The organism is Pseudomonas sp. SMV71, from assembly GCF_052042015.1.
Classification (GTDB): domain Bacteria; phylum Pseudomonadota; class Gammaproteobacteria; order Pseudomonadales; family Pseudomonadaceae; genus Aquipseudomonas.
Genome location: NZ_JBKGGU010000027.1, coordinates 50,893 through 74,848 on the forward strand (window position 1 = coordinate 50,893; position 23,956 = coordinate 74,848).

A 23,956-nucleotide genomic window follows, 5' to 3' on the forward strand; every position below is an offset into this window, starting at 1 on the left:
AGGCCGCCTTCGCGAGCAAGCCCGCTCCCACAGTTGGATTGAGGTACAGCCGAAGAGACAGGCCCGCCGTTAGGCCGCCTCGCTTTGGCTTTGGCTTTGGCTTTTGATCTTAGGCGCCCCGTCAACCACAAGGGCCGAACGCAGGCATTGCGTAGTGGGCATCCCGGCACGGATGCCGGGATAGCCGCGCAGGGCCATGGATGGCCCATCGCGGCGGGCCCACGGAGCAATGCCGGAGTGAGGGAACACCGAGCCTTGGCGAGGTGCCCAGTGGTGGGGCAAGGCGCTTTTGGTTACTTTTGGCGCCCTTTCAAAAGTGACCCGCTGTAAGAGCGGAACCGTAAGTGGCCCTCACCGAAGAAACGGATATACACACCAAAAAAACCAGCCCATAAAAAAAGGCCACCCAAAGGCAGCCTTCAAAAAACTAGAGAGGTTTTTTACTTACACCGCCGCAACCGGACGCATGTAAGAAATCGGTGCAGTACTGGCATCTTCAAACGTCACGACTTCCCAAGCATCTTTCTGCTCAATCAACTTGCGCAGCAGCTGGTTGTTCAGCGCGTGGCCGGACTTGAAGCCCTTGAACTCACCAATCAGGCTGTTGCCCAGCAGGTAGAGGTCACCAATTGCATCGAGGATCTTGTGCTTGACGAATTCGTCTTCATAGCGAAGGCCGTCTTCGTTCAAGACACCATCGGAATCGACCACGATCGCGTTTTCCACACTGCCGCCGAGTGCGAGGTTGTGCTTGCGCAGGTACTCGATGTCACTCATGAAACCAAAGGTACGGGCGCGGCTGACTTCTTTTACGAACGAAGTGCTGGAAAAATCCACGCTTGCACTCTGGGTGCGGTCCCGGAAAACCGGGTGATCGAAATCGATCTCGAAGCTCACCTTGAAACCGTCGAAAGGGACGAAAGTGGCGCGCTTGTCGCCGTCTTCCACTGTCACTTCCCGCAGGATGCGGATGAACTTCTTGGCGGCGTCCTGCTCTTCCAGGCCAGCCGATTGAATCAGGAATACGAAGGGTCCGGCACTGCCATCCATGATCGGGACTTCGGACGCGGAGAGCTCGACGTAGGCGTTATCGATGCCCAGGCCAGCCATGGCCGAGAGCAAATGCTCCACCGTATCCACCTTGGTGTCACCGTTGACCAGCGTGGTCGACATAGTGGTTTCACCAACGTTTTCCGCGCGAGCAGGGATCTGCACCACAGGGTCGAGGTCGGCACGACAAAACACGATGCCGGTATCGACAGGCGCGGGCTTGAGGGTCAGGTAGACCTTCTCGCCGGAGTGCAGGCCGACACCTGTGGCACGGATAATATTCTTCAGGGTGCGTTGTTTAATCATGGCATGGGCCGCTTCAGCGCAAATTGCGAACTGGTATCAACAAAGGCTGGCGATGATAGCAGACCAGACCTTTGCTGAACACCAATCACCCGTATCCCCCTGATACATTTCATCAATCGGCCTGACGACGCAGGAAGGCCGGGATGTCCAGGTAATCCAGATCATCCTGCGGATTCATCTTCGCGGCAGTCGCAGCACCGGCCTGGGCCTGGTTGCGCATGACGGTCGGACGGTCCAGGTCACGGTAGTTCACCGCAGGCTGTTCCTGACGAACGGGAGCTTGCTGTTGTGGCTGCGATGCCAGGGCGGTCTGCACGGTATTGTCGATCACCTTCATCGGCTTCTCGATTTTCGCGCCCAGGCCAGTGGCAACCACGGTCACGTGCAGCTCGTCGCGCATATCCGGGTCGATCACGGTGCCGACCTTGACCATCGCGTGGTCGGAGGCGAAGGCTTCGATGATGCTACCCACGTCGGAGTACTCGCCCAGGGACAGGTCGGGACCGGCGGTGATGTTCACCAGGATGCCGCGAGCGCCTTGCAGGTTGACGTCTTCGAGCAACGGGTTGCGGATGGCCGCTTCGGTGGCTTCACGCGCACGGTTCGGACCGCTGGCGCAACCGGTGCCCATCATTGCCATGCCCATTTCGGACATCACGGTGCGCACGTCGGCGAAGTCAACGTTGATCATGCCCGGACGCTTGATGATGTCGGAGATACCGCGAACGGCACCGGCCAGTACGTCGTCAGCCTTGGCGAACGCCGACAAGAGGCTGGCGTCTTTACCGAGGATGGTCAGCAGCTTCTCGTTGGGAATGGTGATCAACGAGTCGACGCTGTCGCTCAGCGCGCGGATGCCTTCGTCGGCGATCTGCATGCGCTTGCGGCCTTCGAACGGGAACGGACGGGTCACCACCGCAACGGTGAGGATCCCCATTTCCTTGGCCACTTCGGCAATGATCGGTGCTGCACCGGTACCGGTACCGCCGCCCATGCCGGTGGTGATGAACACCATGTTGGTGCCGGCCAGGACTTCAGCGATGCGCTCACGGTCTTCCAGGGCAGCCTGACGGCCAACCTCGGGATTCGCGCCAGCACCCAGGCCCTTGGTCACGCCGGTACCCAGTTGGAGGATGGTCCGCGCGCCGATGTTTTTCAGCGCCTGAGCATCGGTGTTGGCGCAGATGAACTCGACGCCTTCGATGTTGCTCTTGACCATGTGGTTGACAGCGTTGCCGCCGCCACCGCCGACACCGATTACCTTGATAACCGGGCTAGCGGGGATGTTGTCTACGAGTTCGAACATTTTCCCTCTCCTTTCATTCTCTAGTTTTTTTCGCCTACTGCATCTTCAGCTACAAGCTGCAAGCCCTTGAGCTGCAAGCTTGCCGCTTGAAGCTTGAAGCTTGAAACTTGTCGCTAAAAGTTACCTTTGACCCACGCCTGGAGCCGCTCGAACAGCGGTGCCTTCGGCTCGTCGCTGCTGTAGCTGTCGCGGCTGCCTATCCCGGAGAACGAGATCCCGTCGGACTGCTTCTGCAAGCCGTACATCAACAGGCCGACGCCGGTGGAGTAGATCGGGTTGCGCACCACGTCATCCAGGCCCTTGACGCCATGGGGCACGCCCAGGCGTACCGGCATGTGGAAAATCTCTTCGGCCAGCTCGACCGCGCCTTCCATCTTCGACGTACCGCCGGTCAACACGATGCCGGCCGGGATCAGGTCTTCGTAGCCGCTGCGACGCAGCTCGGCCTGGATCAGGGTGAACAGCTCGTCGTAACGCGGCTCGACCACCTCGGCCAGCGCCTGGCGCGACAGCTCACGCGGCGGACGGTCGCCGACGCTAGGTACCTTGATGGTTTCACCGGCGCCGGCCAGTTTCGCCAGGGCGCAGGCGTAGCGGATCTTGATTTCCTCGGCGTACTGGGTCGGAGTGCGCAACGCCATGGCGATGTCGTTGGTCACCTGATCGCCGGCAATCGGGATCACCGCGGTGTGGCGAATGGCGCCTTCGGTGAAGATCGCGATGTCAGTGGTGCCGCCGCCGATGTCCACCAGGCACACGCCCAGCTCTTTCTCGTCGTCGGTCAGCACCGAGTAGGCCGAAGCCAGTTGCTCAAGGATGATGTCGTCGATTTCCAGGCCGCAACGGCGTACGCATTTCTCGATGTTCTGCGCGGCGTTCACGGCGCAGGTGACCACGTGGACCTTGGCTTCCAGGCGCACGCCGGACATGCCCAGCGGCTCGCGCACGCCTTCCTGGTTGTCGATCACGTAATCCTGCGGCAGGGTGTGCAGCACCCGCTGGTCGGCCGGGATCGCCACGGCCTGGGCCGCATCGAGCACGCGTTCAAGGTCCGCGGAGCTGACTTCGCGATCACGGATCGCCACGATGCCGTGGGAGTTCAGGCTGCGGATGTGATTGCCCGCCACGCCGACGAACGCGGAGTGGATCCGGCAACCGGCCATCAGCTGCGCTTCTTCGATGGCGCGCTGGATCGACTGCACGGTGGACTCGATGTTCACCACCACGCCTTTTTTCAAGCCACGGGACGGGTGCGTACCGATCCCGACGATGACCAGCGTGCCGTCGTCCGCGACCTCACCTACCAGCGCCACCACCTTGGAAGTGCCGATATCCAGACCGACGATCATTTTTCCGCTTTGCACGTTTGCCATGGGTCCTGCCTCTTCTTAATTCTTCGCGACGGCGGGTACGGCCGTCGTCGGCGCTACAGGTTCGCGCCAGCCAACAGCCAGGCCGTTGGCGTAGCGCAGATCGATGCGCGCAATGTTCGTAATCTGTTCTTTGAGCGTCTTGTCATAGATGGCAATGAAGCGGCGCATCTTTTCCACCAGGTTGCCGCGCCCGAGCAGCAGCTCGATGCCCGGTCCCGAGCTGCCCGCGCCAGTGGTCAGGAACCAGCTGCCGCGCTCACGCAACTCCAGGCGTGCGATGGAGAAGCCCAGCGGCCGCAACATCTGGCTCAACACCTGGTACTGCTGCATCACTTGCTGCTGGGCCCGCTGTGGACCGAACAGTTGAGGCAAATGTTCATAGTTGGCCAGTTCCCGTGGGGTGAACGCCTGGCCCTGGTTGTTCAACAGCGACTCGTCGCCCCAACGGGCCACCGGCAGTTGTTCTTCCAGGCGGATCGACACCTGGTCCGGCCAGACGCGCCGGACTTCGGCGTGGGCGATCCACGGCATCTGTTCCAGCTCGGTGCGCATGCCCGCCAGGTCGATGGTGAAGAAGCTCGACGCCACGTACGGGGCGATCCGCTGCTGCACCGCCTGCTGGCTGATGTAGCTCAGGTCGCCCTGGACGTTGATCCGGGCGATCGGCCGGTCGGCGTAAGGCAGCAGCCGCTGCGCGCCTTCATAGGTGCCGAACCCCAGCGCCACCAGCAGCACCGGCCAGAACAGGCTCTTGAGAAAACCAAAATTGGCTTTCGGCAGGCGCGCCGACATCGGCTCCTTGGCCACCATTCGGCTGGCACCCCGCGGCACCGGCTTGCGACCGGGTGCGGAGGGCTGATGACGAAGCGATGCGCCTTGCATGGCTTAACCTCTTGACTCTTGAGAGTCGACACTGGCCGCCAGGATCGACAGCACCAGTTGCTGGAAATCCAGGCCGGCGGCGCGGGCCGCCATCGGTACCAGACTGTGATCGGTCATGCCGGGAGCGGTGTTGACTTCCAGGAACCAGAACTGCCCATCGACGTCCTGCATCACGTCCGCCCGGCCCCAACCGGTAATACCGAGCGCCTCGCAGGCCTTGGCCGTGAGGTCCATCAGTTCTTGTTCCTTGGCACTGTCCAGCCCGCAAGGAATGCGGTACTGGGTATCGTTGGCGATGTACTTGGCGTCGTAGTCGTAGAACGTGTGCGGGGTGCCCAGCGCGATCGGGGGCAACACCTGGCCACGCAGGATGGCGATGGTGAACTCGGGACCGGTGATCCATTGCTCGACCAGCACTTGCGAATCGTAGGAACTGGCGTCTTTCCATGCCGCGGTCAACTCAGGCAGCGAATTCACTTTCGCCATGCCGATACTTGAACCTTCATGCGCCGGTTTGACGATCAAAGGAAAGCCCAGTTCCGTGGCCGCCGAAATACAATCGGCCTCGCTCGCCAGTACGGCGTGGCGCGGCGTCGGAATGCCGAGGCTGTGCCAGACTTGCTTGGTGCGCAGTTTGTCCATGGCCAGGGCCGACGCCAGGATGCCGCTGCCGGTGTAGGGAATGCCCAGGCATTCGAGCAGGCCTTGCATGCTGCCGTCTTCGCCACCGCGACCGTGAAGGATGATGAAGGCACGATCAATCTTTTCGCTCAGCAGGCGCTGCAGGAAATCATCGCCCACGTCGATGCCGAACGCGTCGACACCGGCACTTTGCAGGGCTTGCAGCACGGCATTGCCGGACTTGAGGGAGACCTCGCGCTCGGCGCTCTTGCCGCCGAACAGCACAGCCACGCGGCCGAAGGCTTTCGGGTCAAGGGTCGAGGCCAGGTTGGCGTAGGCAGCAGTCATTTCAGTTTCCCCTCGCTGGGCGCCACGATGGCTCCGGCGAATAACGGACTTTTCAACAGTTTCGGGGCCAGGCCTCCGATGTCACCGGCACCCTGGCACAGCAGGATGTCGCCGGCGCGCAGCAGCGGCTTGACCAGCGGCGCGAGGTCCACGCCGCGGTCGATGTAAATCGGATCGAGCTGGCCGCGCTGACGGATGCTGTGGCACAGCTGGCGACTGTCGGCCCCAGGGATCGGCTCTTCGCCGGCCGGATAGACGTCCATCAGCAGCAATACGTTGGCGTCGGCCAATACCTGGACGAAATCGTCGTACAGGTCACGGGTGCGGCTATAGCGGTGCGGCTGGTAGACCATCACCAGGCGCCGCTCCGGCCAGCCACCGCGCACGGCCTTGATCACCGCCGCGACTTCGGTCGGGTGGTGGCCGTAGTCGTCCACCAACATCACGTTGCCACCGTCCACCGGCAGTTCGCCGTAGACCTGGAAGCGCCGGCCCACGCCCTGGAACCCGGACAGGCCCTGGACGATGGCTTCGTCGCTGACGCCTTCGTCGGTAGCGATGCAGATGGTTGCCAGGGCATTGAGCACGTTGTGATTGCCCGGCATGTTGACCGACACGTCCAGCGGCTCGCGGTCGGGGCGCAGCACGGTAAAGAAGGTCTGCATGCCCTGCTGGCGCACGTTGATGGCGCGCACGTCGGCCTCTTCGCCAAAGCCGTAGGTCACCGTCGGACGCTTGACCAGTGGCAGGATCTCGCGCACCACCGGATCGTCCAGGCACACCACCGCCAGACCGTAGAACGGCAGGTTGTGCAGGAACTCGACGAAGGTTTTCTTCAGTTTGTTGAAGTCACCGTCGTAGGTCGCCATGTGGTCGGCGTCGATGTTGGTGACCACCGCCACCAGCGGTTGCAGATGCAGGAAGCTGGCATCGCTCTCGTCGGCTTCGGCGATCAGGTAGCGGCTGGTGCCCAACTGGGCATTGGTGCCCGCAGCATTCAAGCGGCCACCGATCACGAAAGTCGGGTCCAGGCCACCGGCGGCGAACACCGAGGCGATCAAGCTGGTGGTGGTGGTCTTGCCGTGGGTACCGGCGACGGCGATGCCGTGGCGATAGCGCATCAGCTCGGCCAGCATCTCGGCCCGCGGCACCACCGGAATACGCCGTTCCAGGGCGGTGGCGACTTCCGGGTTGGAGGTGTTCACGGCGCTGGAAACCACCAGCACGTCGGCAGCAGCGGCGTTCTCGGCACGATGCCCGATGAAAATCCGGGCGCCGAAGGACTCCAGGCGCTCGGTGACCGGCGAAGCCTTCAGGTCGGAACCGGAAACCTCGTAGCCCAGGTTCAGCAGCACTTCGGCGATCCCGCACATGCCCACGCCGCCGATACCGACGAAGTGGATGCGACGGATACGGCGCATTTCCGGTTGTGGCATGGCTTTGCGATTCTCAACCATGGGCCACCTCCAGGCAGGTATCGACCACTTGGGCCGTGGCATCGGGTTTGGCCAGGCGGCGCGCGGCGCGGGCCATGTCTTCAAGTCGTTGCGGCTGCATCAAAACCTCTGTCAGGCGGGCGGCAAGATCCGCGGCGCCAGTCGTTCTTTGCGGCATCAGGAAGGCAGCACCTTCGCGAGCCAAATAGTCGGCGTTGCGGGTCTGGTGATCGTCGATGGCATGGGGCAAGGGCACCAACATCGAGGGCAGACCGGCGGCAGCCAGTTCGCTGATGGTCAGCGCGCCTGCGCGGCACACCACCAGGTCGGCCCAGCCATAGGCCTGGGCCATGTCTTTGATGAAAGGCTGCACCTGCGCCTCGACGCCGGCGGCGCGGTAGCGTTCGGCGGTCACTTCATCGTGGTTTTTGCCGGCCTGGTGAAACACTTCCGGACGCAGTTCGGGTGCGACCTGCGACAGGGCTTCGGGCAGCAATTTGTTCAACGGCTCTGCGCCCAGGCTTCCACCCAGGATCAGCAAGCGCGCCTTGCGTCCGGCCAGGGCCGGGCGCGGTGTATCGAGAAACAGCTCGGTACGCACCGGATTACCGGTGGTGCGGCGGCTGCCCGACAGGGTAAAGGTGTCGGGAAAGGCTTCACAGACCCGGGCGGCCAACGGCACCAGTAACCGATTGGCGGTACCGGCCACGGCGTTCTGTTCGTGAACGATCACCGGCACCCCGGCCAGTTTGGCCGCGACGCCGCCGGGACCAGTCACATAACCGCCAAACCCCACCACGCAGACCGGCCGCAACCGACGGATCACCGCCCGAGCCTGCCAGATGGACCGGAGCAACATCAGCGGCGCCTTGAGCAGCGACAGCTTGCCTTTGCCCCGCAGGCCGCTGGCGTCGATCCGGTGCAACTCAAGGCCTGCGCCGGGCACCAGTTCGTTCTCGATACCCCGAGGCGTGCCCAGCCAGTGCACGGTATAGCCGCGTGCCTGGAATTCCCGGGCACAGGCCAGCGCCGGGAACACATGCCCGCCGGTCCCGCCGGCCATGATCAGCACGTTAGCGCCCATGAGTCGGCTCCTCGGCGAAGTCGCTCTCATGGAACTCCATCTCTTCGCTGCCCAGGTGGGTTCGACTCTCCCACTCGATGCGCAGCAACAAACCCAGGCAGGCACAGCAGATCACCAGGGAACTACCGCCATAGCTGAGAAACGGCAGCGTCAGGCCCTTGGTCGGCAAGAGGCCGACGTTCACGCCGATGTTGATCAGGAACTGGCCGATCCACAGGAACGACAGGCCATACGCTACGTAGGCCGCGAAAAACTGCTTGGCCTTCTCGGCCCACAAACCGATGTACATGCCGCGCACGCAGACGAACACGAACAGCGCGACGGTGCACAGGGAACCGACCACGCCCAGCTCTTCGGCCAGCACCGAGAACACGAAGTCGGTGTGGGCTTCCGGCAGGTAGAACTGTTTCTGCACACTGTTGCCCAGGCCGACGCCCAGCCATTCGCCACGGCCGAATGCGATCAGTGCCTGGGTCAACTGGTAGCCGGAACCGAACTGGTCGGCCCACGGGTCGGTGAACGTGATCAGGCGCGCCATCCGATAGGGTTGCGCCTGAACCAGCACCGTCACGGCCGCCACTGCCAGCGCCACCATCAGGATGAAACGGAACAGCCCGACGCCGCCCAGAAACAGCATCGCTGCCGCCGCGCCCATCATCACTACCGTGGCGCCGAAGTCCGGCTCCATCAGCAACAGCCCCGCCATCGGCAGTAGGACGATGAACGGCTTGAAGAAGCCCATCCAGCTCTCGCGCACTTCCTTCTGGCGCCGCACCAGGTAGCCGGCCAGGAAGAGCACGACGAAGACCTTGGCGATTTCCGAAGGCTGGACGTTGAAGAAACTGAAGCCGATCCAGCGCATCGAGCCGTTGACCTCGCGGCCGATGCCCGGCACCAGCACCAGCACCAGCAGACCGAAGGCCCCGAGCAGCATCATCCAGCCCAGGCGCTGCCAGGTGGCGATCGGCACCATCATGGTCACGACGCACGCACCCAGGCCGATCACCAGGTAAATCAGGTGGCGAATCATGTGATAAAGCGTGTTGCCCGACTGCACGGCGGCCACTTCCGAGGATGCCGAGGTGATCATCACCAGGCCCAGGCCCAGTAGCGCCAGGCAACCGGCAAGCATCGGGAAGTCCAGGTCGATGCCGCGCCCGGTGATCAACGGTGACGGATAGGGCTTGATGACATTCATCAGGCTCATGCCAAGTCCTCCGCGGCCCGGGCGAACAACTGTCCGCGTTCTTCGTAGTTCTTGAACATGTCGAAACTGGCGCAGGCCGGCGACAACAGGACCGCGTCGCCCGGTTGTGCCAGGGCGCGGCATTGCTGCACCGCTTCGTCCAACGACGCCACACGCACCAGCGGCACGGCGTCGCCGAGCGCCTGGGCGATCAGTTCGCGGTCACGGCCCATCAGCACCACGGCGCGGCAGTTGGCTGCCACCGGATCACGCAGGTCCTTGAAGTCGGCACCCTTGCCATCGCCGCCGGCGATCAGCACCAGCTTGCCTGTAATATCCGCGCCCAGGCCTTCGATGGCGGCCAGTGCGGCGCCGACGTTGGTGGCCTTGGAATCGTTGTACCAGGCCACGCCATCCAGGTCGCGCACCCACTGGCAGCGGTGTTCGAGGCCGGCGAAGGTACGCAGGGCCGAGAGCATGGCGTCGAACGGCAGGCCAACCGCATGCCCCAGGGCCAGCGCCGCCAAGGCATTGGCCTGGTTGTGGGCGCCGCGGATCTTCAGTTCACGTACCGGCATCAGGTTCTGGAATTCGAAGGCCAAGTATTTCTCGCCGTTCTCTTCGCGCAAGCCGAAGCCTTTGAAATCCGGAACGCCCAGGCCGAAGGACCAGCACGGCATGCCCTCGCCCAGCAACGGCCGGGTCAGGGCGTCCTGACGGTTGAACACCACTTGCCGGGCGCCGCGGAAGATCCTGTGCTTGGCCAGGTGGTAAGCCGGCAGGCCGCTGTAGCGGTCCATATGGTCTTCGCTGATGTTGAGCACGGTCGCCACTTCGGCGCCCAGGTGATCGGTGGTTTCCAGTTGGAAGCTCGACAGCTCCATCACGTACAGCTCGACGTCGTCGCTGAGCAGGTCCAGCGCCGGTGTACCAAGGTTACCGCCCACGGCGACGCGCTTGCCGGCCGCGGCCGCCATCTCGCCCACCAGGGTGGTGACGGTGCTTTTCGCATTGGAACCGCTGATGGCCACAATTGGCGCCTTGGCGTTACGCGCGAACAACTCGATGTCGCCGGACAAACGCACGCCACGGGCAGCGGCAGCCTGCAGGGCCGGGGTCGCCAGGGCCAGGCCAGGGCTCACGTAGAGCTCATCGGCGCGGCACAGGAATTCGACGTCCAGCTCGCCACAACGCACCTCCACCTGCGGATAGTCACGCCGCAGCGTGGCCAGCTCAGGTGGATTTTCCCGCGTATCGGCAACGGCAAACGACACGCCCCGGTTCGCCAGGAAGCGAACCAGGGACATGCCGCTCTTGCCGAGGCCGACAACGATGCGGAAGTGGTCGGAAGCGATCAGGGACACTCGTTCTACCTCAGCTTCAGGGTGGCCAGGCCGATCAGCACCAGAATCACGGTGATGATCCAGAAACGGACGATCACACGTGGCTCGGGCCAGCCCTTGAGTTCAAAGTGGTGGTGGATCGGCGCCATGCGGAAAACGCGGCGGCCGGTCAATTTAAAGGAGGCGACCTGAATGACGACTGACAGGGTCTCCATCACGAAGACGCCGCCCATGATGAACAGGACGATTTCCTGGCGAACGATCACCGCGATGGTGCCCAGGGCCGCGCCCAGCGCCAACGCACCGACGTCACCCATGAAGACCTGCGCCGGGTAGGTGTTGAACCACAGGAAGCCCAGTCCGGCACCGATCAGCGCACCGCAGAACACGATCAGCTCGCCCGCCCCTGGCACATACGGGATCAGCAAGTACTCGGCGAATTTCACGTTACCCGACAGGTAGCAGAAGATCCCCAGCGCGCCGCCGACCATGACCGTTGGCATGATTGCCAAACCGTCGAGGCCATCGGTGAGGTTGACCGCGTTGCTCGAACCGACGATCACCAGGTAGGTCAGGACGATGAAGCCGGCACCCAACGGAATGCTGTAGTCCTTGAGCATCGGCAGGATCAGGGTGGTTTCCACCGGCGAAGCGGCCGTCATATAAAGGAAGATCGCTGCGCCAAGGCCGAACACCGACTGCCAGAAATACTTCCAGCGGCTTGGCAGCCCGCGGGAGTTCTTCTCGATGACCTTGCGATAATCGTCGACCCAGCCGATGGCGCCGAAAAACAGGGTCACCAGCAACACGACCCAGACGTAGCGGTTCGCCAGGTCGGCCCACAGCAACGTACTGACGCCAATCGAGGACAGGATCAGCGCACCGCCCATGGTCGGGGTGCCCGACTTGGACAGGTGCGATTGCGGGCCGTCGTTACGCACCGACTGGCCGATTTGCAGGTTCTGCAAAGTGCGGATCATCCACGGACCCAGGAACAGCGACAACGTCAGCGCGGTCAGCACACCCAGAATCCCGCGCAGGGTCAGGTACTGGAAGACCGCGAAGCCTTTGTAGAACTGTTGCAGGTACTCCGCTAGCAGCAGCAGCATCAATGTTTCTCCGTACGGGTGCCGCACAGCGCCGCGACGATGTTTTCCATCGCTGCGCTACGAGAGCCCTTGATCAATAGGGTGGTGTTCGGGTCCTGCTCGGCGCCCAGCGCCTGGATCAGCTCGGCCTGCGTCGCAAAATGCCGGCCTTGCTCGCCGAAGGCGGCGACCGCATGGGCCATCATCGGACCGACGGCATACAGCGCATCGACCTTGCCGCGCGCATAGGCGCCGACATCGTGGTGACCTTGTTGCGCCCATTCGCCCAGCTCGCCGATATCCCCCAGTACCAGCACGGTACGGCCGGAAAAACCGGCAAGGATGTCCACCGCCGCGCACATGGACGTCGGGTTGGCGTTGTAGGTGTCGTCGATCACGCGCATGCCATTGCTGGCCAACTGCGCGACGGTGCGTCCCTTGACCGGCTGCACCGCGTTCAGCCCGGCAACGATGCCCGGCAACGACACGCCCAGGGCATGGGCGGCAGCGGCGGCGGCCAGGGCATTGGCAACGTTATGAGTGCCCAGCAGGTTCAACTGGACCCGCTCGGCGCCATCCGGACCGTGCAGATTGAAAGCCGGGCAACCCCGGGCGTCGCGGTCCAGGTCACTGGCATAGAAATTCGCCGCGACGTTGCTCAAGGCAAAGGTCAGCACCTTGCGCTCGCCGGCACGGGTCTTCCAGATCTCGAAGGCCTTGTCGTCGAGATTCAACACGGCGACACCATCGGCCGCCAGCCCTTCAATGATCTCGCCCTTGGCCTCGACGATTTTTTCCGGGCCGCCGAACTCGCCGACGTGGGCGGTCCCGGCATTGTTGAGCACGGCCACGTGGGGCTTGGTCAGGCCCACGGTGTAGGCGATCTCGCCGAGCCGCGAAGCGCCCAGCTCAATGACCGCGGCGCTATGTTCCGGCGCCAGCTCCAGCAAAGTCAGCGGCACGCCCAGGTCGTTGTTCAGGTTGCCACGGGTTGCCAGCACCGGACCGCGGGTGCGCAGGATGCTCGCGAGCATTTCCTTGACCGTGGTCTTGCCGCTGGAACCGGTGATGGCCGCGACCGGCTTGTCGAAGGCAGCGCGGTTCAGCGCCCCGAGCTGGCCCAGGGCCTGGCGGGTATCCTCTACCTGCAACTGAGGCAAGGTGCTGTTGGTCACTTCACGCTCGACCAGTGCCGCGACCGCGCCCTTGGCGGCGACCTCGTTGAGGTAATCGTGGCCGTCGAAACGCGGCCCGGTCAGGGCGACGAACAACTGCCCCGCTGCAATGGCCCGGCTGTCGATGCTGACGCCGTCGAAACTGGCGTCGGCCGCGACGAGGCGTGCGTTCAGCGCGTTGGTCAGTTCGCTGAGCTTCAAGGCCTTAAGCATGGGCCACCTCCCACGCGGTCAAGGCATGATCGGCTTCCACCAGATCGGAGAAAGGCTGGCGTTCACCGTTGATTTCCTGATAGTCCTCATGCCCTTTGCCGGCCAGGACGACGACGTCGTCCGCCGAGGCGCTGGCGATCAATCGGGCGATGGCCTGGCCGCGACCGGCCACGAAATCGACGTTATCGACGGCCGAGAAACCGGCACGGATGTCGTCGAAGATCCGCAACGGGTCTTCACTGCGTGGATTGTCATCGGTCACCAGCACGCCATCGGCCAGCCGCTCGACCACTTCGGCCATCAGCGGGCGCTTGCCGCGATCACGGTCACCGCCGCAGCCGAACAGGCACAGCAACCGGCCCTTGGCGTGAGGCCGCAGGGCCGACAGGACTTTTTCCAGGGCATCGGGGGTGTGGGCGTAGTCGACCACCACCAGCGGCTGGGTACCGCCACCCAGGCGTTGCATGCGTCCGGCCGGGCCTTCGAGCTTCGGCAGGACCTTGAGGATTTCGTCCAGCGCGTAGTCCAGGCCGAGCAAGGCGCCGATGGCGGCCAGCACATTGCTCAGGTTGAAGCGGCCCAGCAAGGTGCTGCGCAGGTGATGCTCGCCCTGGGGCGTGACCAGCGTGGCACGCACGCCTTCGTCATCGAACTGCGCCTGGCGTACATAAAGGTAGGCGCTGGCATCTTCCAGGCTATAGGTGATCAACCGCGACTCGCGCTTGTCGGCGGCCAGTTGCCGGCCGAATTCGTCATCGAGGTTGATGACCCGGCATTTCAGGTCATTCCAGGCAAACAGCTTGGCCTTGGCTTCGCCGTAGGCCTGCATCGTGCCGTGGTAATCCAGGTGATCGCGGGACAGGTTGGTCAACACCGCAACGTCAAAGGCGAGCGCGCTGACGCGCCCCTGGTCCAGGCCATGGGAAGAGACTTCCATGGCGACGGCCTTGGCACCGGCCTTCTTCAGGTCGGCCAGCGTCGCTTGTACGGCAACCGGGTTCGGCGTGGTGTGCAAGCCACTTTCCAGCGCGCCATGGAAACCGTTGCCCAGGGTCCCGACGATGCCGCAATGCTGGCCGAGCAGGTCCAGAGCCTGGGCCACCAGTTGAGTGACGCTGGTCTTGCCGTTGGTGCCGGTCACGCCGATCAGGTTCAGATGCCGGCTCGGTTCGCCATAGAAGCGCCCGGCGATATCCGACAACTGCGCCGCCAGGCCCTTGACCGGAATCAGCGGTACGTCGGTGATCGGCAGCACGGTGGCACCCTCCACTTCATAAGCCACCGCCGCCGCGCCACGCTTCAGAGCGTCGGCGATGTGGGCACGACCATCGAAGCGGGCACCGGGCACCGCCAGGAACAGGTCCCCGGCCCGTACATTACGGCTATCGAGGGCCAGCTCGCGGATCAGCAGGTCGTGACCGGCGTGGGCGAAAATCTTGTTCAGGCTCAGGGACATCAGCCACGCCCTCCTTCGGCTTTCAAGGGAATGACCGGTGCGGTATTGGCCTGCTGGGTCGGCGGCAGGTTATCCGGGGTAATGTTCATCAGGCGCAGGGTGCCGGACATCACTTTGCTGAACACCGGCGCCGAAACCAGACCACCGAAGTAACCGGCCTTGCTCGGTTCGTCGATGACCACGACGATCGCATAGCGCGGATCGCTCATCGGGCCGAAGCCGGCGAACAGCGATCGATAGGAGTTCTCGGCATAGCCTTTGGTGCCCACGGAGGTTTTCCGGGCCGTACCCGACTTGCCCGCCACGTGGTAGGCCGGGACCTGGGCACGATAGACGCCACGCGGCGCCTCGATCACCTGTTGCAACATGCCCTGCATGGTCTTGGCGACGTTTTCCGGGATCACCTGGGTGGCCTGCGGTGGCTTGTCGGTCTTGATCAGGGTCAGCGGGACGATGCGCCCGTTGTTGGCCAGCGCGGAAAACGCGTGGACGAGCTGAATCGCCGTCACGGAAACACCGTAGCCGTAGGACAACGTGGCCGTCTCGGCCTTGCGCCAGTCGCGATAGTTCGGCAGGTTGCCGACACGCTCGCCAGGGAAGCCCAGGCCGGTGTCCTGGCCGAGGCCGATTTTCTGGGCGAGACGGTAGATGGTTTCACCGCCGATATCGAAGGCGATCTTGCTCATGCCTACGTTACTGGAATTGATCAGGATGCCGGTCAGGTCGAGTACCGGGCCTTCGGTCTTGGACACGTCGCGAATGGTGTACTTGCCGATCTGCAAGGTGCCTGGATACACCTCGACGGTGTCGCTCGGCTTCCAACGCCCGGTTTCCAGGGCAGCGGCCATGGACACGGCTTTCATGGTCGAACCCGGCTCGAACACGTCAATCATCGCGCGGTTGCGCATCATCGCCGGCTGCAGGTTGCGACGGTTGTTGGGGTTGTAGGTCGGCTGGTTGACCATGGCCAGGATCTCGCCGGTCTTGACGTCCATGATCACCAGGCTACCGGCTTTGGCGCCGTTCTCGACGATGGCGTTGCGCAGCTCGCGGTTGGCCAGGTATTGCAGGCGCAGGTCAATGGACAACGCCAAGGGCTTGCCGGCCTTGGCGTTTTTGGTGACCTGGACATCCTTGATCAGCCGGCCGCGCCGGTCCTTGATGACCTGGCGCTTGCCGGCGACTCCGGCGAGCCACTCGTCGTAGGCCAGCTCGACGCCTTCGCGACCTCGATCATCGATGTCGGTAAACCCGACCATGTGTGCCGTGACTTCACCGGCCGGGTAGAAACGCCGGAACTCTTCGATGCCATAGACGCCCGGTACCTTGAGGTCGAGCACGCTCTGGCCCTGCTCGGGGGTCAACCCGCGCACCAGATAGATGAATTCTTTATTGGCCTGGGATTCGAGGCGCTCGGCCAGGGCCTTGGGATCTTGCCCGAGGGCGGCGGCCAGTGCAGGCCATTTTTCCTTGGCCTGTTGCATTTCCTTGGCGTTGGCCCACAGGGTGGTCACCGGCGTACTCACCGCCAGCGGTTCGCCATTGCGGTCAGTGATCAGGCCACGGTGAGCCGGGATCGGGATATGCCGCACGCTGCGGGCATCGCCCTGCCCCTTGAGGAAATCACGGTCGACGACCTGCAGGTCGATGATGCGCCAGGAAATCGCGGCCACCATGATCCCGAGCAGACCCAGGACCAGACGGAACCGCCACGGGAACAATGCTCCTTCGAGCTTCATCATGGCGCCACCATCTGCACTTCGGCGGCGCCGGGAATGCGCATTTTCAGCTGTTCGGTGGCCAACACTTCGATGCGACTGTGGGCGGTCCAGGTGCTCTGCTCCAGGATCAACCGCCCCCACTCAGCCTGCGCCTTGTCGCGCACGCTCAGTTCGTTGTAAAGGGTGTTGAGCAACTGCCGGTTCCAGTGCGCGCTATAGGACACGGCGATGGCCGACACGAGCACGCCGATAAACAGCAGCAGCATGAAAAAGCTGCCGCCGGGCAGTGGCTTGGCGAAGAGCTTGCTCACCGCAACTTCTCCGCAACACGCATGACGGCACTACGGGCCCGAGGGTTGACCTTGAGTTCGGCCTCGGAGGCGAACTGGGCCTTGCCATGGATCTTGATTTTCGGCACGAAGGCTTCGAAACGCACCGGCAGGTTACGCGGCAGGTTATCGGCTTCGCCCTTGGTGAGTTTGCGCATGAACAGTTTGACGATACGGTCTTCCAGGGAATGGAAGCTGATCACCACCAGACGACCGCCGACTTCCAGGACGTCGAGCGCTGCCTCGAGGCCGGCCTCCAGGTCGCCCAGCTCATTATTGACGTGGATGCGCAATCCCTGGAAAGCACGGGTCGCCGGGTTCTTGCCCTTTTCCCAAGCCGGATTGGCAACTTTCAGCACCTCGGCCAGATCGCCGGTACGCTCGAATGGCTTGATGTCACGGCGCTCCACCACGGCGCGCGCCATCCGACCGGAGAAGCGTTCTTCACCGTACTCCTTGAAGACCCGGGCAATTTCTTCCACCGGCGCGGTATTGACGAATTCGGCGGCGCTGATACCGCGGGACGGATCCATGCGCATGTCCAGCGGGCCGTCATTGAGGAAGCTGAAGCCACGCTCCGGGTCGTCCAGTTGCGGCGACGATACGCCCAGATCCAGCAAAACACCGTTGACCTTGCCCGCCAGGCCGCGCCCGGCGACCTCCGAGCCCAAATCGGCAAAGCTGCGCTGCACAACGACAAAGCGGCCGTCTTCGGCCGCCAGCGCTTGCCCGGTGGCAATCGCTTGAGGATCTTTGTCGAACCCCAACAACCGTCCACCCGGACCGAGCTTGCTGAGGATCAATCGGCTGTGCCCGCCACGCCCGAACGTACCGTCCAGATAGCAGCCATCAGGACGTACGGCGAGTGCCTCGACGGCCTCGTCAAGCAGTACGGTGATGTGGTTAAAGCCGCTATCAATAGTCACAGAATCAAATCACGCAGTTCATCAGGCATGGCGCCCGGTTGTTGAATAGCAGCGAGGTCAGCGGCAGAAACCGCGTTCCAGGCATCTTCGTCCCACAGTTGGAACTTGTTCAGTTGCCCCACCAGCATGGCGCGCTTGTCGAGCCTGGCGTATTCGCGCAGGCGCGGCGGAACCAGGAATCGACCGCTGCCATCGAGTTCCAGGTCGACCGCGTTACCAATCAGCAGGCGTTGCAGGCGGCGGTTTTCTTCACGCAAGGACGGCAGTGCGCGCAGTTTGGTTTCGATGATTTCCCACTCATCCAGAGGGTAAACGCACAAACATGGATCAACGGCGTCGATCGTGACGATTAATTGGCCAGAACTACGCGAAACGAGCTCGTCACGGTACCGGCTCGGCATGGCGAGACGGCCCTTTGCATCGAGACTGATAGCGTTAGCTCCGCGAAACACGTCAGCGTTTCTCCAAGATTTAGCGTTTTACGCTCAAAAAACCCACTTCATGCCACTTTCCGCCACTTGCGCACACTATAGGAATGCGCCCACTGCACCGTCAAGGCGCGGATTGAAGGAAAAGCCTTATAGATCGGAGATTTAGGAGCGTTTCAGGAGGGGAAACAAGAATCTGACGTAGGAAATTTCGCCTCAACTTGAGAGAGCACAGGAGGCTGCGCGCACAAGTTAAAGTAATTTATTAAGAGTAAGAATTTTTTGGTCTTAGGAACTGCGCCTGCCAGTGATTCCGGCAAGGTGGGGAAAGGTGGAGAGTCGATCTGTAAGCCGGGTTCTGTCTTGAACAGTCATTCGTCTACGATGGCCATCACTGGACATCTTTAGCAACCTACCCGGTCCCAGCGCGGGCCACGCCTTGGGACCCTATTTGGTCTTGCTCCAAGTGGGGTTTACCTAGCCACGAACTGTTGCCAGCCGTGCGGTGCGCTCTTACCGCACCTTTTCACCCTTACCGGCGCCGAAACGCTTAGGCGGTTATTTTCTGTGGCACTTTCCGTAGGCTCACGCCTCCCAGGCATTACCTGGCACTTCGCCCTATGGAGCCCGGACTTTCCTCCCCCCCCTAATTTTCATAGGGGGCAGCGACTGTCCGATCGACTCTCCGCCGCGAAGGTTAACGGTAGAGCGCCGCAAGAACAAGCGATAAAAGCCTTGGGCCAGCCCGCCCCCTGCCTTTACTGGCCCTTCTGTTTATCCAGCGCGACCTGGTACAGCACATTCTTGCGCTCGCCGGTGATCTGCGCCGCGAGGGCGGCGGCGCGTTTGAGGGGCATTTCCTCGAGCAGCAGGTTCAGGATGCGCATCGCTTCGCTGCTGACCGCCTCTTCGTTGTCCGGCGGCGTCCAGCCCGCCACCAGCACCACGCATTCACCGCGCTGCTGGTTGCTGTCGGTCTCGACGAAAGCACGCAGCTCGGCCAATGGCAGGCCCTTGAGGGTTTCAAAGGTCTTGGTCAACTCACGGGCCAGCAGCGCCGGACGCTCGGCGCCAAATACCAGCTCCATGTCTTGCAGGCACTCCAGAATACGGTGCGGCGCCTCATAGAAGATCAACGTCCTGGGTTCCTCCTTTATAGCCTCCAGGCGTGCGCGCCGCCCGACAGCCTTGGCCGGCAGGAAACCTTCGAAGATGAAACGGTCCGACGGCAAGCCGGCTGCCGACAGTGCTGCGATCAGGGCGCACGCCCCCGGCACTGGCACCACGTTGATCCCGGCCGCCCGGGCCTGGCGCACCAGATGATAGCCAGGATCGGAGATCAGCGGCGTTCCCGCATCGGAGATCAGCGCGACGTTATCGCCCGCCAGCAATCGAGTGATAAACCGACTGCCTTCGTCCCGCTCGTTGTGCTCGTGACAGGCCGCCAATGGCGTCGAAATACCGAAATGTTGCAGCAAGCGCTGGGAATGGCGGGTGTCTTCGGCTGCAATGAGTGCCACGTCCTGCAGGATTTTCAGCGCCCGAGCGCTGATATCGTCCAGGTTGCCAATGGGCGTCGCCACCACATAAAGCGAGCCAGCAGCGGAATTCAAAGCACCTGGAGCAGTCAAAACGCACACCTCATGATGGGTAAAAACCGCCATTGTAGCGTGTGACGGTCGTCTGAGCTGTTCACATCAGCCATTGTGGCGAGGGAGCTTGCTCCCGCTCGGCCGGTCCGCGGTCGGGCGCAGCAGCCGTAAAAACCTGCAACCGCATCGTGATGTACCTTGTTCAATGGTTTGTTGGGGCTGCTGCGCAGCCCAGCGGGAGCAAGCTCCCTCGCCACAGAGGCAATACCCAGTCTTTTGTGGCGTGCCGCACTCTTTGAAATACCTAAATCGATCGATTCACACCACCGACATCGCGCCCCGGCCAGTGCTTGGGTACAATTCGACGCTAATTTGATCTCGTATCAGGAACATTTACATGATCGCTTGCCTGCGGCTGCTCTCCGCCCTTTGCCTCGCTGCCCTCCTGGCGGCCTGCGCCAGTTCGCCCTCGTCCAGTCTTGGCGAACTTCCACGGACCCCGGATGCCAGTATCGAGCAGTTGCTCGAAGAGGCCGCCCAAAGCAAAACCCCGGAAAAAGCCGCACTGCTGCGCCTGAGTGCCGCCGACCTGGCTTATCGCCAGGGCAACGCCGGCCAGTCCGCACAGATCCTGCAACAAGTACCCATGGAGCAACTCAAGCCTGGCCAGCAGATTTTCGCCAACACGCTGTCGGCTGAGCTGGCAATGACGCGCAATCAACCCAAGGCCGCGCTGACTGCCCTGAGCCATCCCAGCCTGCAACACCTGAGCGAAATGCCGGTGGAGCAGCAAGTGCGCACCGGCACCGTGCGTGCCCGCGCCCTGGAGGCCGAAGGCCAGACGCTGGCCGCCGCCAAGGAACGCATCTTCATCGCGCCGCTGCTCAAGGACGACGCCGCGACGAAAAACCACGAAGCCATCTGGTCGTTGATCGCCTCGTTGCCCACCGACCAACTGCAACCGACCTCCAACGATGACCTGGGTGGCTGGTTGAGCCTGGCCCAGGTAGTGAAGACGGCCGGCACCCTGGAACAGCAGCAAGCGGCCATCGACCACTGGCGCGAACAGAACCCGAAGCACCCCGCCGCCGTGCAACTGCCGACGCCGCTGGTCAAGCTCAAGGAACTGGCCAGCCAGCCACTGAACAAGATCGCCTTGTTGCTGCCGCAGAACGGCCAGCTGGCCTCCGTCGCCAAGGCCCTGCGTGATGGTTTCATGGCCGCGCACTACCAGGCCCAACAGGCCGGGCAGAAGCCGCCGAGCATCCAGTTCTATGACAGCTCCAGCCTGACCTCCATGGACGAGTTCTATCGCAAGGCCCAGGCTGACGGCGTGCAACTGGTGGTCGGCCCACTGGAGAAACCCCTGGTCAAGCAGATCAGCAGCCGCCCGCAACTGCCGATCACTACCCTCGCCCTGAACTACAGCGAAGGCGAACAAGGGCCACCGCAACTGTTCCAGTTCGGCCTGGCTCCCGAGGACGAAGCCCGCGAAGTCGCTCGCCGCGCCCGCGCCGATGGCCTGCATCGCGCCGCCGTGATGGTGCCGAAGAGCGAATGGGGTGACCGCGTATTGAAAGCCTTCAGCCAGGACTGGCAAGGCAACGGCGGCACCATCATTGCCGTGGAGCGCGTCGACCAGCCGGTCCAACTGGCCCAGCAGATCGCCGACATGTTCCAACTGCGCCAGAGCGAAGGTCGCGCCAAGAGCCTGCAAAGCACCGTTGGCACCAACGTCGCTGCTCAGCCGTCGCGTCGCCAGGACATCGAATTCATTTTCCTGGCATCGACCCCGCAACAGGCCCAGCAGATCAAGCCGACCCTGAACTTCCAGTACGCCGGTGACGTGCCGGTCTATGCGACATCCCTGGTGTTCAGCGCCAGTGGCGACCAGAACCAGTACAACGACATGAACGGCATCCGCTTCTGCGAAACCCCGTGGCTGCTCGACGCCAATGACCCGCTGCGCAAGCAGGTCACTGCCCAGTGGCCACAGGCCGGCGGCACTCTGGGCCGGCTGTACGCGATGGGTGTAGATGCCTATCGCCTGGCACCGCGCCTCGGCCAGCTCAAGACCCTGCCGGACAGCCGCATCGAAGGCCTGTCGGGTAGCCTGGCGGTGTCCGCGTCTCAGCGCGTACAGCGTCAATTGCCATGGGCCGAGTTCGTCAACGGTCAGATCCAGCGCCTGCCGGACACCCAGCGCTGATGCCTGAGCGATCACGCCAGCAAAGCGGACGGGATGCCGAGGGCCTGGCCCTCGCGCATCTCCAGCAGCAAGGCCTGCGGCTGGTGGCGCAGAACTGGCTGTGCAAACGCGGCGAGCTTGATCTGGTCATGCTTGATGGCGATACAGTAGTATTCGTCGAAGTCCGCTACAGAAAGAACACCCAGTGGGGTGGCGCGCTCGACAGCATCGACGCACGCAAGCGCCAGAAGCTTATCTTCGCCGCGCAGTATTTCCTGCAACGCGAAACCCGCTGGGCCGATCATCCCTGCCGTTTCGACGTGGTTGCCATTGACAGCAATGCCGATCAGCTGAGCTGGCTGCAAAACGCCTTCGACAGTTGAACATCCATGTTCATGACAAGCCGAACCGGACACTTCCACCCAATTTCTGCTCTTTGCTTTGCGCGCCGCACACGTTTGTGCCGATAAGTCGCGCTACTTAAGGTCACACAGATGGACATGCAATCGCGAATTCGCCAGCTCTTTCAGGCCAGTATCGATACGAAGCAACAGGCGATGGACGTCCTTGCACCGCACATCGAGCAAGCCAGCCAAGTGATGGTCAATGCCCTGCTCAACGAGGGCAAGATGCTGTCTTGCGGCAACGGCGGCTCGGCCGGCGATGCCCAGCACTTCTCCTCGGAACTGCTCAACCGCTTCGAGCGCGAGCGCCCGAGCCTGCCGGCGATTGCGCTGACCACCGACAGCTCGACGATCACCTCGATCGCCAATGACTACAGCTACAACGAGGTGTTCTCCAAACAGATCCGCGCCTTGGGCCAACCCGGCGATGTGCTGTTGGCGATTTCCACCAGCGGCAACTCGGCCAATATTATTCAAGCGATCCAGGCCGCACATGATCGCGAAATGATTGTCGTAGCATTGACCGGTCGTGACGGCGGCGGCATGGCTTCACTGCTGCTGCCTGAAGATGTCGAGATTCGCGTACCGGCCACTGTCACCGCACGTATCCAGGAAGTCCACCTGCTGGCGATCCATTGCCTTTGCGACTTGATCGACAGCCAACTGTTCGGGAGTGAAGAATGACCCCTAATCGCCTCGGCCTTCTGGCCCTGACCCTGTGCCTTGGCATCAGCGGTTGCACCTCGGTGGTTAACGCCAGCCGGGAAGCGCCGATCGAAGATGACCGCGGCACCCGCACCTTCGGCAGCAAGATCGATGACTCGCTGATCGAAACCAAGGCCGGCGTGAACATTGCCAAGGCCGACCCGGACCTGGACAACAACTCGCACATCGTCGTCACCAGCTTCAACGGTGTCGTGCTGCTGGCCGGCCAGACCCCACGCGCCGACCTCAAGGCCAAGGCTGAACAGGCCGCCAGCGCCGTGCAACGGGTCAAGACGGTGCATAACGAGTTGCAGGTGCTGCAACCCTCATCCTTGCTGGCGCGTCAGAACGATGCCTGGCTGACCACCAAGATCAAGACCCAGATGCTCACCGATGCGAGCATTCCTGGTTCGCGGATCAAGGTTGTGACTGAGAACGGCATCGTTTATCTGCTGGGATTGCTGACCAAGCAAGAGGCTGCCCAGGCGACGAATCTGGTGCAGGGGGTTTCCGGGGTGCAGAAGATTGTGAAGTTGTTTGAGTATATTGACTGAGGGTAGACGCGGTTCTTTGATGCTGCGCTTGGCTTGGCTTGGCTTGGCTTGGCTTGGCTTGGCTGAAAAACGGTGCTCCTTTATATAGGGGAGCGCCGTTTTTTTTGGTTGAGTTGGTGTGTATATCCGTTTCTTCGGTGACGGCGGCTTATGGTTCCGCCCTTACGGCGGCTTACTTTTGATAGAGCGCAAAAGTAAGCAAAACGCTCTTGCCCCACCACTGGGCACCTCGCTTACGCTCG

Annotated in this window: 21 protein-coding genes and 1 other RNA gene; 4 read left to right on the forward strand and 18 right to left on the reverse strand. The window is 62.5% G+C overall.

Annotated elements, in window-relative coordinates; genetic code table 11:
- Window positions 1–444: 444 nt before the first annotated feature.
- From lpxC to rsmI, 18 genes are all read right to left on the reverse strand, one after another.
- A complete protein-coding gene (gene lpxC, locus ACLEJQ_RS23115) occupies window positions 445–1,356 on the reverse strand; it encodes a UDP-3-O-acyl-N-acetylglucosamine deacetylase (protein ID WP_010452622.1) in 912 nt (303 codons plus the stop codon).
- A 112-nt stretch (window positions 1,357–1,468) separates the two neighbouring features.
- Window positions 1,469–2,662 carry a cell division protein FtsZ gene (gene ftsZ / locus ACLEJQ_RS23120; RefSeq protein WP_440798806.1) on the reverse strand — a complete coding sequence of 398 codons (1,194 nt, stop codon included), beginning with the start codon at window positions 2,660–2,662 and terminating at the stop codon, window positions 1,469–1,471.
- A gap of 113 nt (window positions 2,663–2,775) precedes the next feature.
- On the reverse strand, window positions 2,776–4,035 hold the full coding sequence (gene ftsA / locus ACLEJQ_RS23125) for a cell division protein FtsA (RefSeq protein WP_003205342.1): 1,260 nt from the start codon (window positions 4,033–4,035) through the stop codon (window positions 2,776–2,778).
- A 15-nt stretch (window positions 4,036–4,050) separates the two neighbouring features.
- On the reverse strand, window positions 4,051–4,917 hold the full coding sequence (locus ACLEJQ_RS23130) for a cell division protein FtsQ/DivIB (RefSeq protein WP_245144145.1): 867 nt from the start codon (window positions 4,915–4,917) through the stop codon (window positions 4,051–4,053).
- Window positions 4,918–4,920: 3 nt separating this feature from the next.
- On the reverse strand, window positions 4,921–5,886 hold the full coding sequence (locus ACLEJQ_RS23135) for a D-alanine--D-alanine ligase (protein ID WP_440798808.1): 966 nt from the start codon (window positions 5,884–5,886) through the stop codon (window positions 4,921–4,923).
- Window positions 5,883–7,343 carry a UDP-N-acetylmuramate--L-alanine ligase gene (murC, locus tag ACLEJQ_RS23140; RefSeq protein WP_440798810.1) on the reverse strand — a complete coding sequence of 487 codons (1,461 nt, stop codon included), beginning with the start codon at window positions 7,341–7,343 and terminating at the stop codon, window positions 5,883–5,885. The genes ACLEJQ_RS23135 and murC overlap by 4 nt, the downstream gene beginning before the upstream one ends.
- On the reverse strand, window positions 7,336–8,406 hold the full coding sequence (murG, locus tag ACLEJQ_RS23145) for an undecaprenyldiphospho-muramoylpentapeptide beta-N-acetylglucosaminyltransferase (protein WP_440798812.1): 1,071 nt from the start codon (window positions 8,404–8,406) through the stop codon (window positions 7,336–7,338). Before murG ends, murC begins: the two co-directional genes overlap by 8 nt.
- Window positions 8,396–9,613 carry a putative lipid II flippase FtsW gene (ftsW, locus tag ACLEJQ_RS23150; protein WP_440798814.1) on the reverse strand — a complete coding sequence of 406 codons (1,218 nt, stop codon included), beginning with the start codon at window positions 9,611–9,613 and terminating at the stop codon, window positions 8,396–8,398. The genes murG and ftsW overlap by 11 nt, the downstream gene beginning before the upstream one ends.
- The gene (gene murD / locus ACLEJQ_RS23155) at window positions 9,610–10,956 is read right to left on the reverse strand and encodes a UDP-N-acetylmuramoyl-L-alanine--D-glutamate ligase (RefSeq protein ID WP_440798816.1); all 1,347 of its coding nucleotides are present in this window, start codon (window positions 10,954–10,956) and stop codon (window positions 9,610–9,612) included. The genes ftsW and murD overlap by 4 nt, the downstream gene beginning before the upstream one ends.
- A 5-nt stretch (window positions 10,957–10,961) precedes the next feature.
- The gene (gene mraY / locus ACLEJQ_RS23160) at window positions 10,962–12,044 is read right to left on the reverse strand and encodes a phospho-N-acetylmuramoyl-pentapeptide-transferase (protein WP_440798818.1); all 1,083 of its coding nucleotides are present in this window, start codon (window positions 12,042–12,044) and stop codon (window positions 10,962–10,964) included.
- Complete coding sequence (locus tag ACLEJQ_RS23165) at window positions 12,044–13,411, reverse strand: UDP-N-acetylmuramoyl-tripeptide--D-alanyl-D-alanine ligase (RefSeq protein ID WP_440798820.1); 1,368 nt, start codon at window positions 13,409–13,411, stop codon at window positions 12,044–12,046. The genes mraY and ACLEJQ_RS23165 overlap by 1 nt, the downstream gene beginning before the upstream one ends.
- On the reverse strand, window positions 13,404–14,867 hold the full coding sequence (locus ACLEJQ_RS23170) for a UDP-N-acetylmuramoyl-L-alanyl-D-glutamate--2,6-diaminopimelate ligase (RefSeq protein WP_440798822.1): 1,464 nt from the start codon (window positions 14,865–14,867) through the stop codon (window positions 13,404–13,406). The genes ACLEJQ_RS23165 and ACLEJQ_RS23170 overlap by 8 nt, the downstream gene beginning before the upstream one ends.
- Window positions 14,867–16,606: a peptidoglycan D,D-transpeptidase FtsI family protein gene (locus tag ACLEJQ_RS23175; protein WP_440798840.1), complete on the reverse strand. Its 1,740-nt coding sequence runs from the start codon at window positions 16,604–16,606 to the stop codon at window positions 14,867–14,869. Before ACLEJQ_RS23175 ends, ACLEJQ_RS23170 begins: the two co-directional genes overlap by 1 nt.
- Entirely contained in the window at window positions 16,606–16,899 is a 294-nt protein-coding gene (ftsL, locus tag ACLEJQ_RS23180; RefSeq protein ID WP_003178214.1) for a cell division protein FtsL, read from the reverse strand. The genes ACLEJQ_RS23175 and ftsL overlap by 1 nt, the downstream gene beginning before the upstream one ends.
- Complete coding sequence (gene rsmH / locus ACLEJQ_RS23185) at window positions 16,896–17,843, reverse strand: 16S rRNA (cytosine(1402)-N(4))-methyltransferase RsmH (RefSeq protein ID WP_440798825.1); 948 nt, start codon at window positions 17,841–17,843, stop codon at window positions 16,896–16,898. Before rsmH ends, ftsL begins: the two co-directional genes overlap by 4 nt.
- Window positions 17,840–18,295 carry a division/cell wall cluster transcriptional repressor MraZ gene (gene mraZ, locus ACLEJQ_RS23190; RefSeq protein ID WP_186530428.1) on the reverse strand — a complete coding sequence of 152 codons (456 nt, stop codon included), beginning with the start codon at window positions 18,293–18,295 and terminating at the stop codon, window positions 17,840–17,842. Before mraZ ends, rsmH begins: the two co-directional genes overlap by 4 nt.
- A gap of 307 nt (window positions 18,296–18,602) precedes the next feature.
- An RNA gene (rnpB, locus tag ACLEJQ_RS23195) (RNase P RNA component class A) lies at window positions 18,603–18,956 on the reverse strand.
- 73 nt (window positions 18,957–19,029) lie between these two features.
- Complete coding sequence (rsmI, locus tag ACLEJQ_RS23200) at window positions 19,030–19,935, reverse strand: 16S rRNA (cytidine(1402)-2'-O)-methyltransferase (RefSeq protein WP_440798828.1); 906 nt, start codon at window positions 19,933–19,935, stop codon at window positions 19,030–19,032.
- 325 nt (window positions 19,936–20,260) lie between these two features.
- Between rsmI and ACLEJQ_RS23205 the strand changes: the two genes are divergently transcribed.
- The 4 genes from ACLEJQ_RS23205 (at window position 20,261) to ACLEJQ_RS23220 (ending at window position 23,714) form a co-directional block, all read left to right on the forward strand.
- Window positions 20,261–22,072, forward strand: a complete 1,812-nt coding sequence (locus ACLEJQ_RS23205) for a penicillin-binding protein activator (protein ID WP_440798830.1) — start codon at window positions 20,261–20,263, stop codon at window positions 22,070–22,072.
- Window positions 22,072–22,434: a YraN family protein gene (locus ACLEJQ_RS23210; RefSeq protein ID WP_440798832.1), complete on the forward strand. Its 363-nt coding sequence runs from the start codon at window positions 22,072–22,074 to the stop codon at window positions 22,432–22,434. Before ACLEJQ_RS23205 ends, ACLEJQ_RS23210 begins: the two co-directional genes overlap by 1 nt.
- Before the next feature lie 111 nt (window positions 22,435–22,545).
- Complete coding sequence (locus ACLEJQ_RS23215) at window positions 22,546–23,139, forward strand: phosphoheptose isomerase (RefSeq protein ID WP_015636934.1); 594 nt, start codon at window positions 22,546–22,548, stop codon at window positions 23,137–23,139.
- Window positions 23,136–23,714, forward strand: a complete 579-nt coding sequence (locus tag ACLEJQ_RS23220) for a BON domain-containing protein (protein ID WP_440798834.1) — start codon at window positions 23,136–23,138, stop codon at window positions 23,712–23,714. The genes ACLEJQ_RS23215 and ACLEJQ_RS23220 overlap by 4 nt, the downstream gene beginning before the upstream one ends.
- The last annotated feature ends 242 nt before the right edge of the window (window positions 23,715–23,956 follow it).

What these genes read in the sequence shown, in the direction of transcription:
- lpxC (WP_010452622.1), bottom strand. Translation starts at nt 1,356, where the DNA reads ATGATTAAACAACGCACCCTGAAGAATATTATCCGTGCCACAGGTGTC.
- ftsZ (WP_440798806.1), bottom strand. Translation starts at nt 2,662, where the DNA reads ATGTTCGAACTCGTAGACAACATCCCCGCTAGCCCGGTTATCAAGGTA.
- ftsA (WP_003205342.1), bottom strand. Translation starts at nt 4,035, where the DNA reads ATGGCAAACGTGCAAAGCGGAAAAATGATCGTCGGTCTGGATATCGGC.
- ACLEJQ_RS23130 (WP_245144145.1), bottom strand. Translation starts at nt 4,917, where the DNA reads ATGCAAGGCGCATCGCTTCGTCATCAGCCCTCCGCACCCGGTCGCAAG.
- ACLEJQ_RS23135 (WP_440798808.1), bottom strand. Translation starts at nt 5,886, where the DNA reads ATGACTGCTGCCTACGCCAACCTGGCCTCGACCCTTGACCCGAAAGCC.
- murC (WP_440798810.1), bottom strand. Translation starts at nt 7,343, where the DNA reads ATGGTTGAGAATCGCAAAGCCATGCCACAACCGGAAATGCGCCGTATC.
- murG (WP_440798812.1), bottom strand. Translation starts at nt 8,406, where the DNA reads ATGGGCGCTAACGTGCTGATCATGGCCGGCGGGACCGGCGGGCATGTG.
- ftsW (WP_440798814.1), bottom strand. Translation starts at nt 9,613, where the DNA reads ATGAGCCTGATGAATGTCATCAAGCCCTATCCGTCACCGTTGATCACC.
- mraY (WP_440798818.1), bottom strand. Translation starts at nt 12,044, where the DNA reads ATGCTGCTGCTGCTAGCGGAGTACCTGCAACAGTTCTACAAAGGCTTC.
- ACLEJQ_RS23165 (WP_440798820.1), bottom strand. Translation starts at nt 13,411, where the DNA reads ATGCTTAAGGCCTTGAAGCTCAGCGAACTGACCAACGCGCTGAACGCA.
- ACLEJQ_RS23170 (WP_440798822.1), bottom strand. Translation starts at nt 14,867, where the DNA reads ATGTCCCTGAGCCTGAACAAGATTTTCGCCCACGCCGGTCACGACCTG.
- ACLEJQ_RS23175 (WP_440798840.1), bottom strand. Translation starts at nt 16,606, where the DNA reads ATGAAGCTCGAAGGAGCATTGTTCCCGTGGCGGTTCCGTCTGGTCCTG.
- rsmI (WP_440798828.1), bottom strand. Translation starts at nt 19,935, where the DNA reads ATGGCGGTTTTTACCCATCATGAGGTGTGCGTTTTGACTGCTCCAGGT.
- ACLEJQ_RS23205 (WP_440798830.1), top strand. Translation starts at nt 20,261, where the DNA reads ATGATCGCTTGCCTGCGGCTGCTCTCCGCCCTTTGCCTCGCTGCCCTC.
- ACLEJQ_RS23210 (WP_440798832.1), top strand. Translation starts at nt 22,072, where the DNA reads ATGCCTGAGCGATCACGCCAGCAAAGCGGACGGGATGCCGAGGGCCTG.
- ACLEJQ_RS23215 (WP_015636934.1), top strand. Translation starts at nt 22,546, where the DNA reads ATGGACATGCAATCGCGAATTCGCCAGCTCTTTCAGGCCAGTATCGAT.
- ACLEJQ_RS23220 (WP_440798834.1), top strand. Translation starts at nt 23,136, where the DNA reads ATGACCCCTAATCGCCTCGGCCTTCTGGCCCTGACCCTGTGCCTTGGC.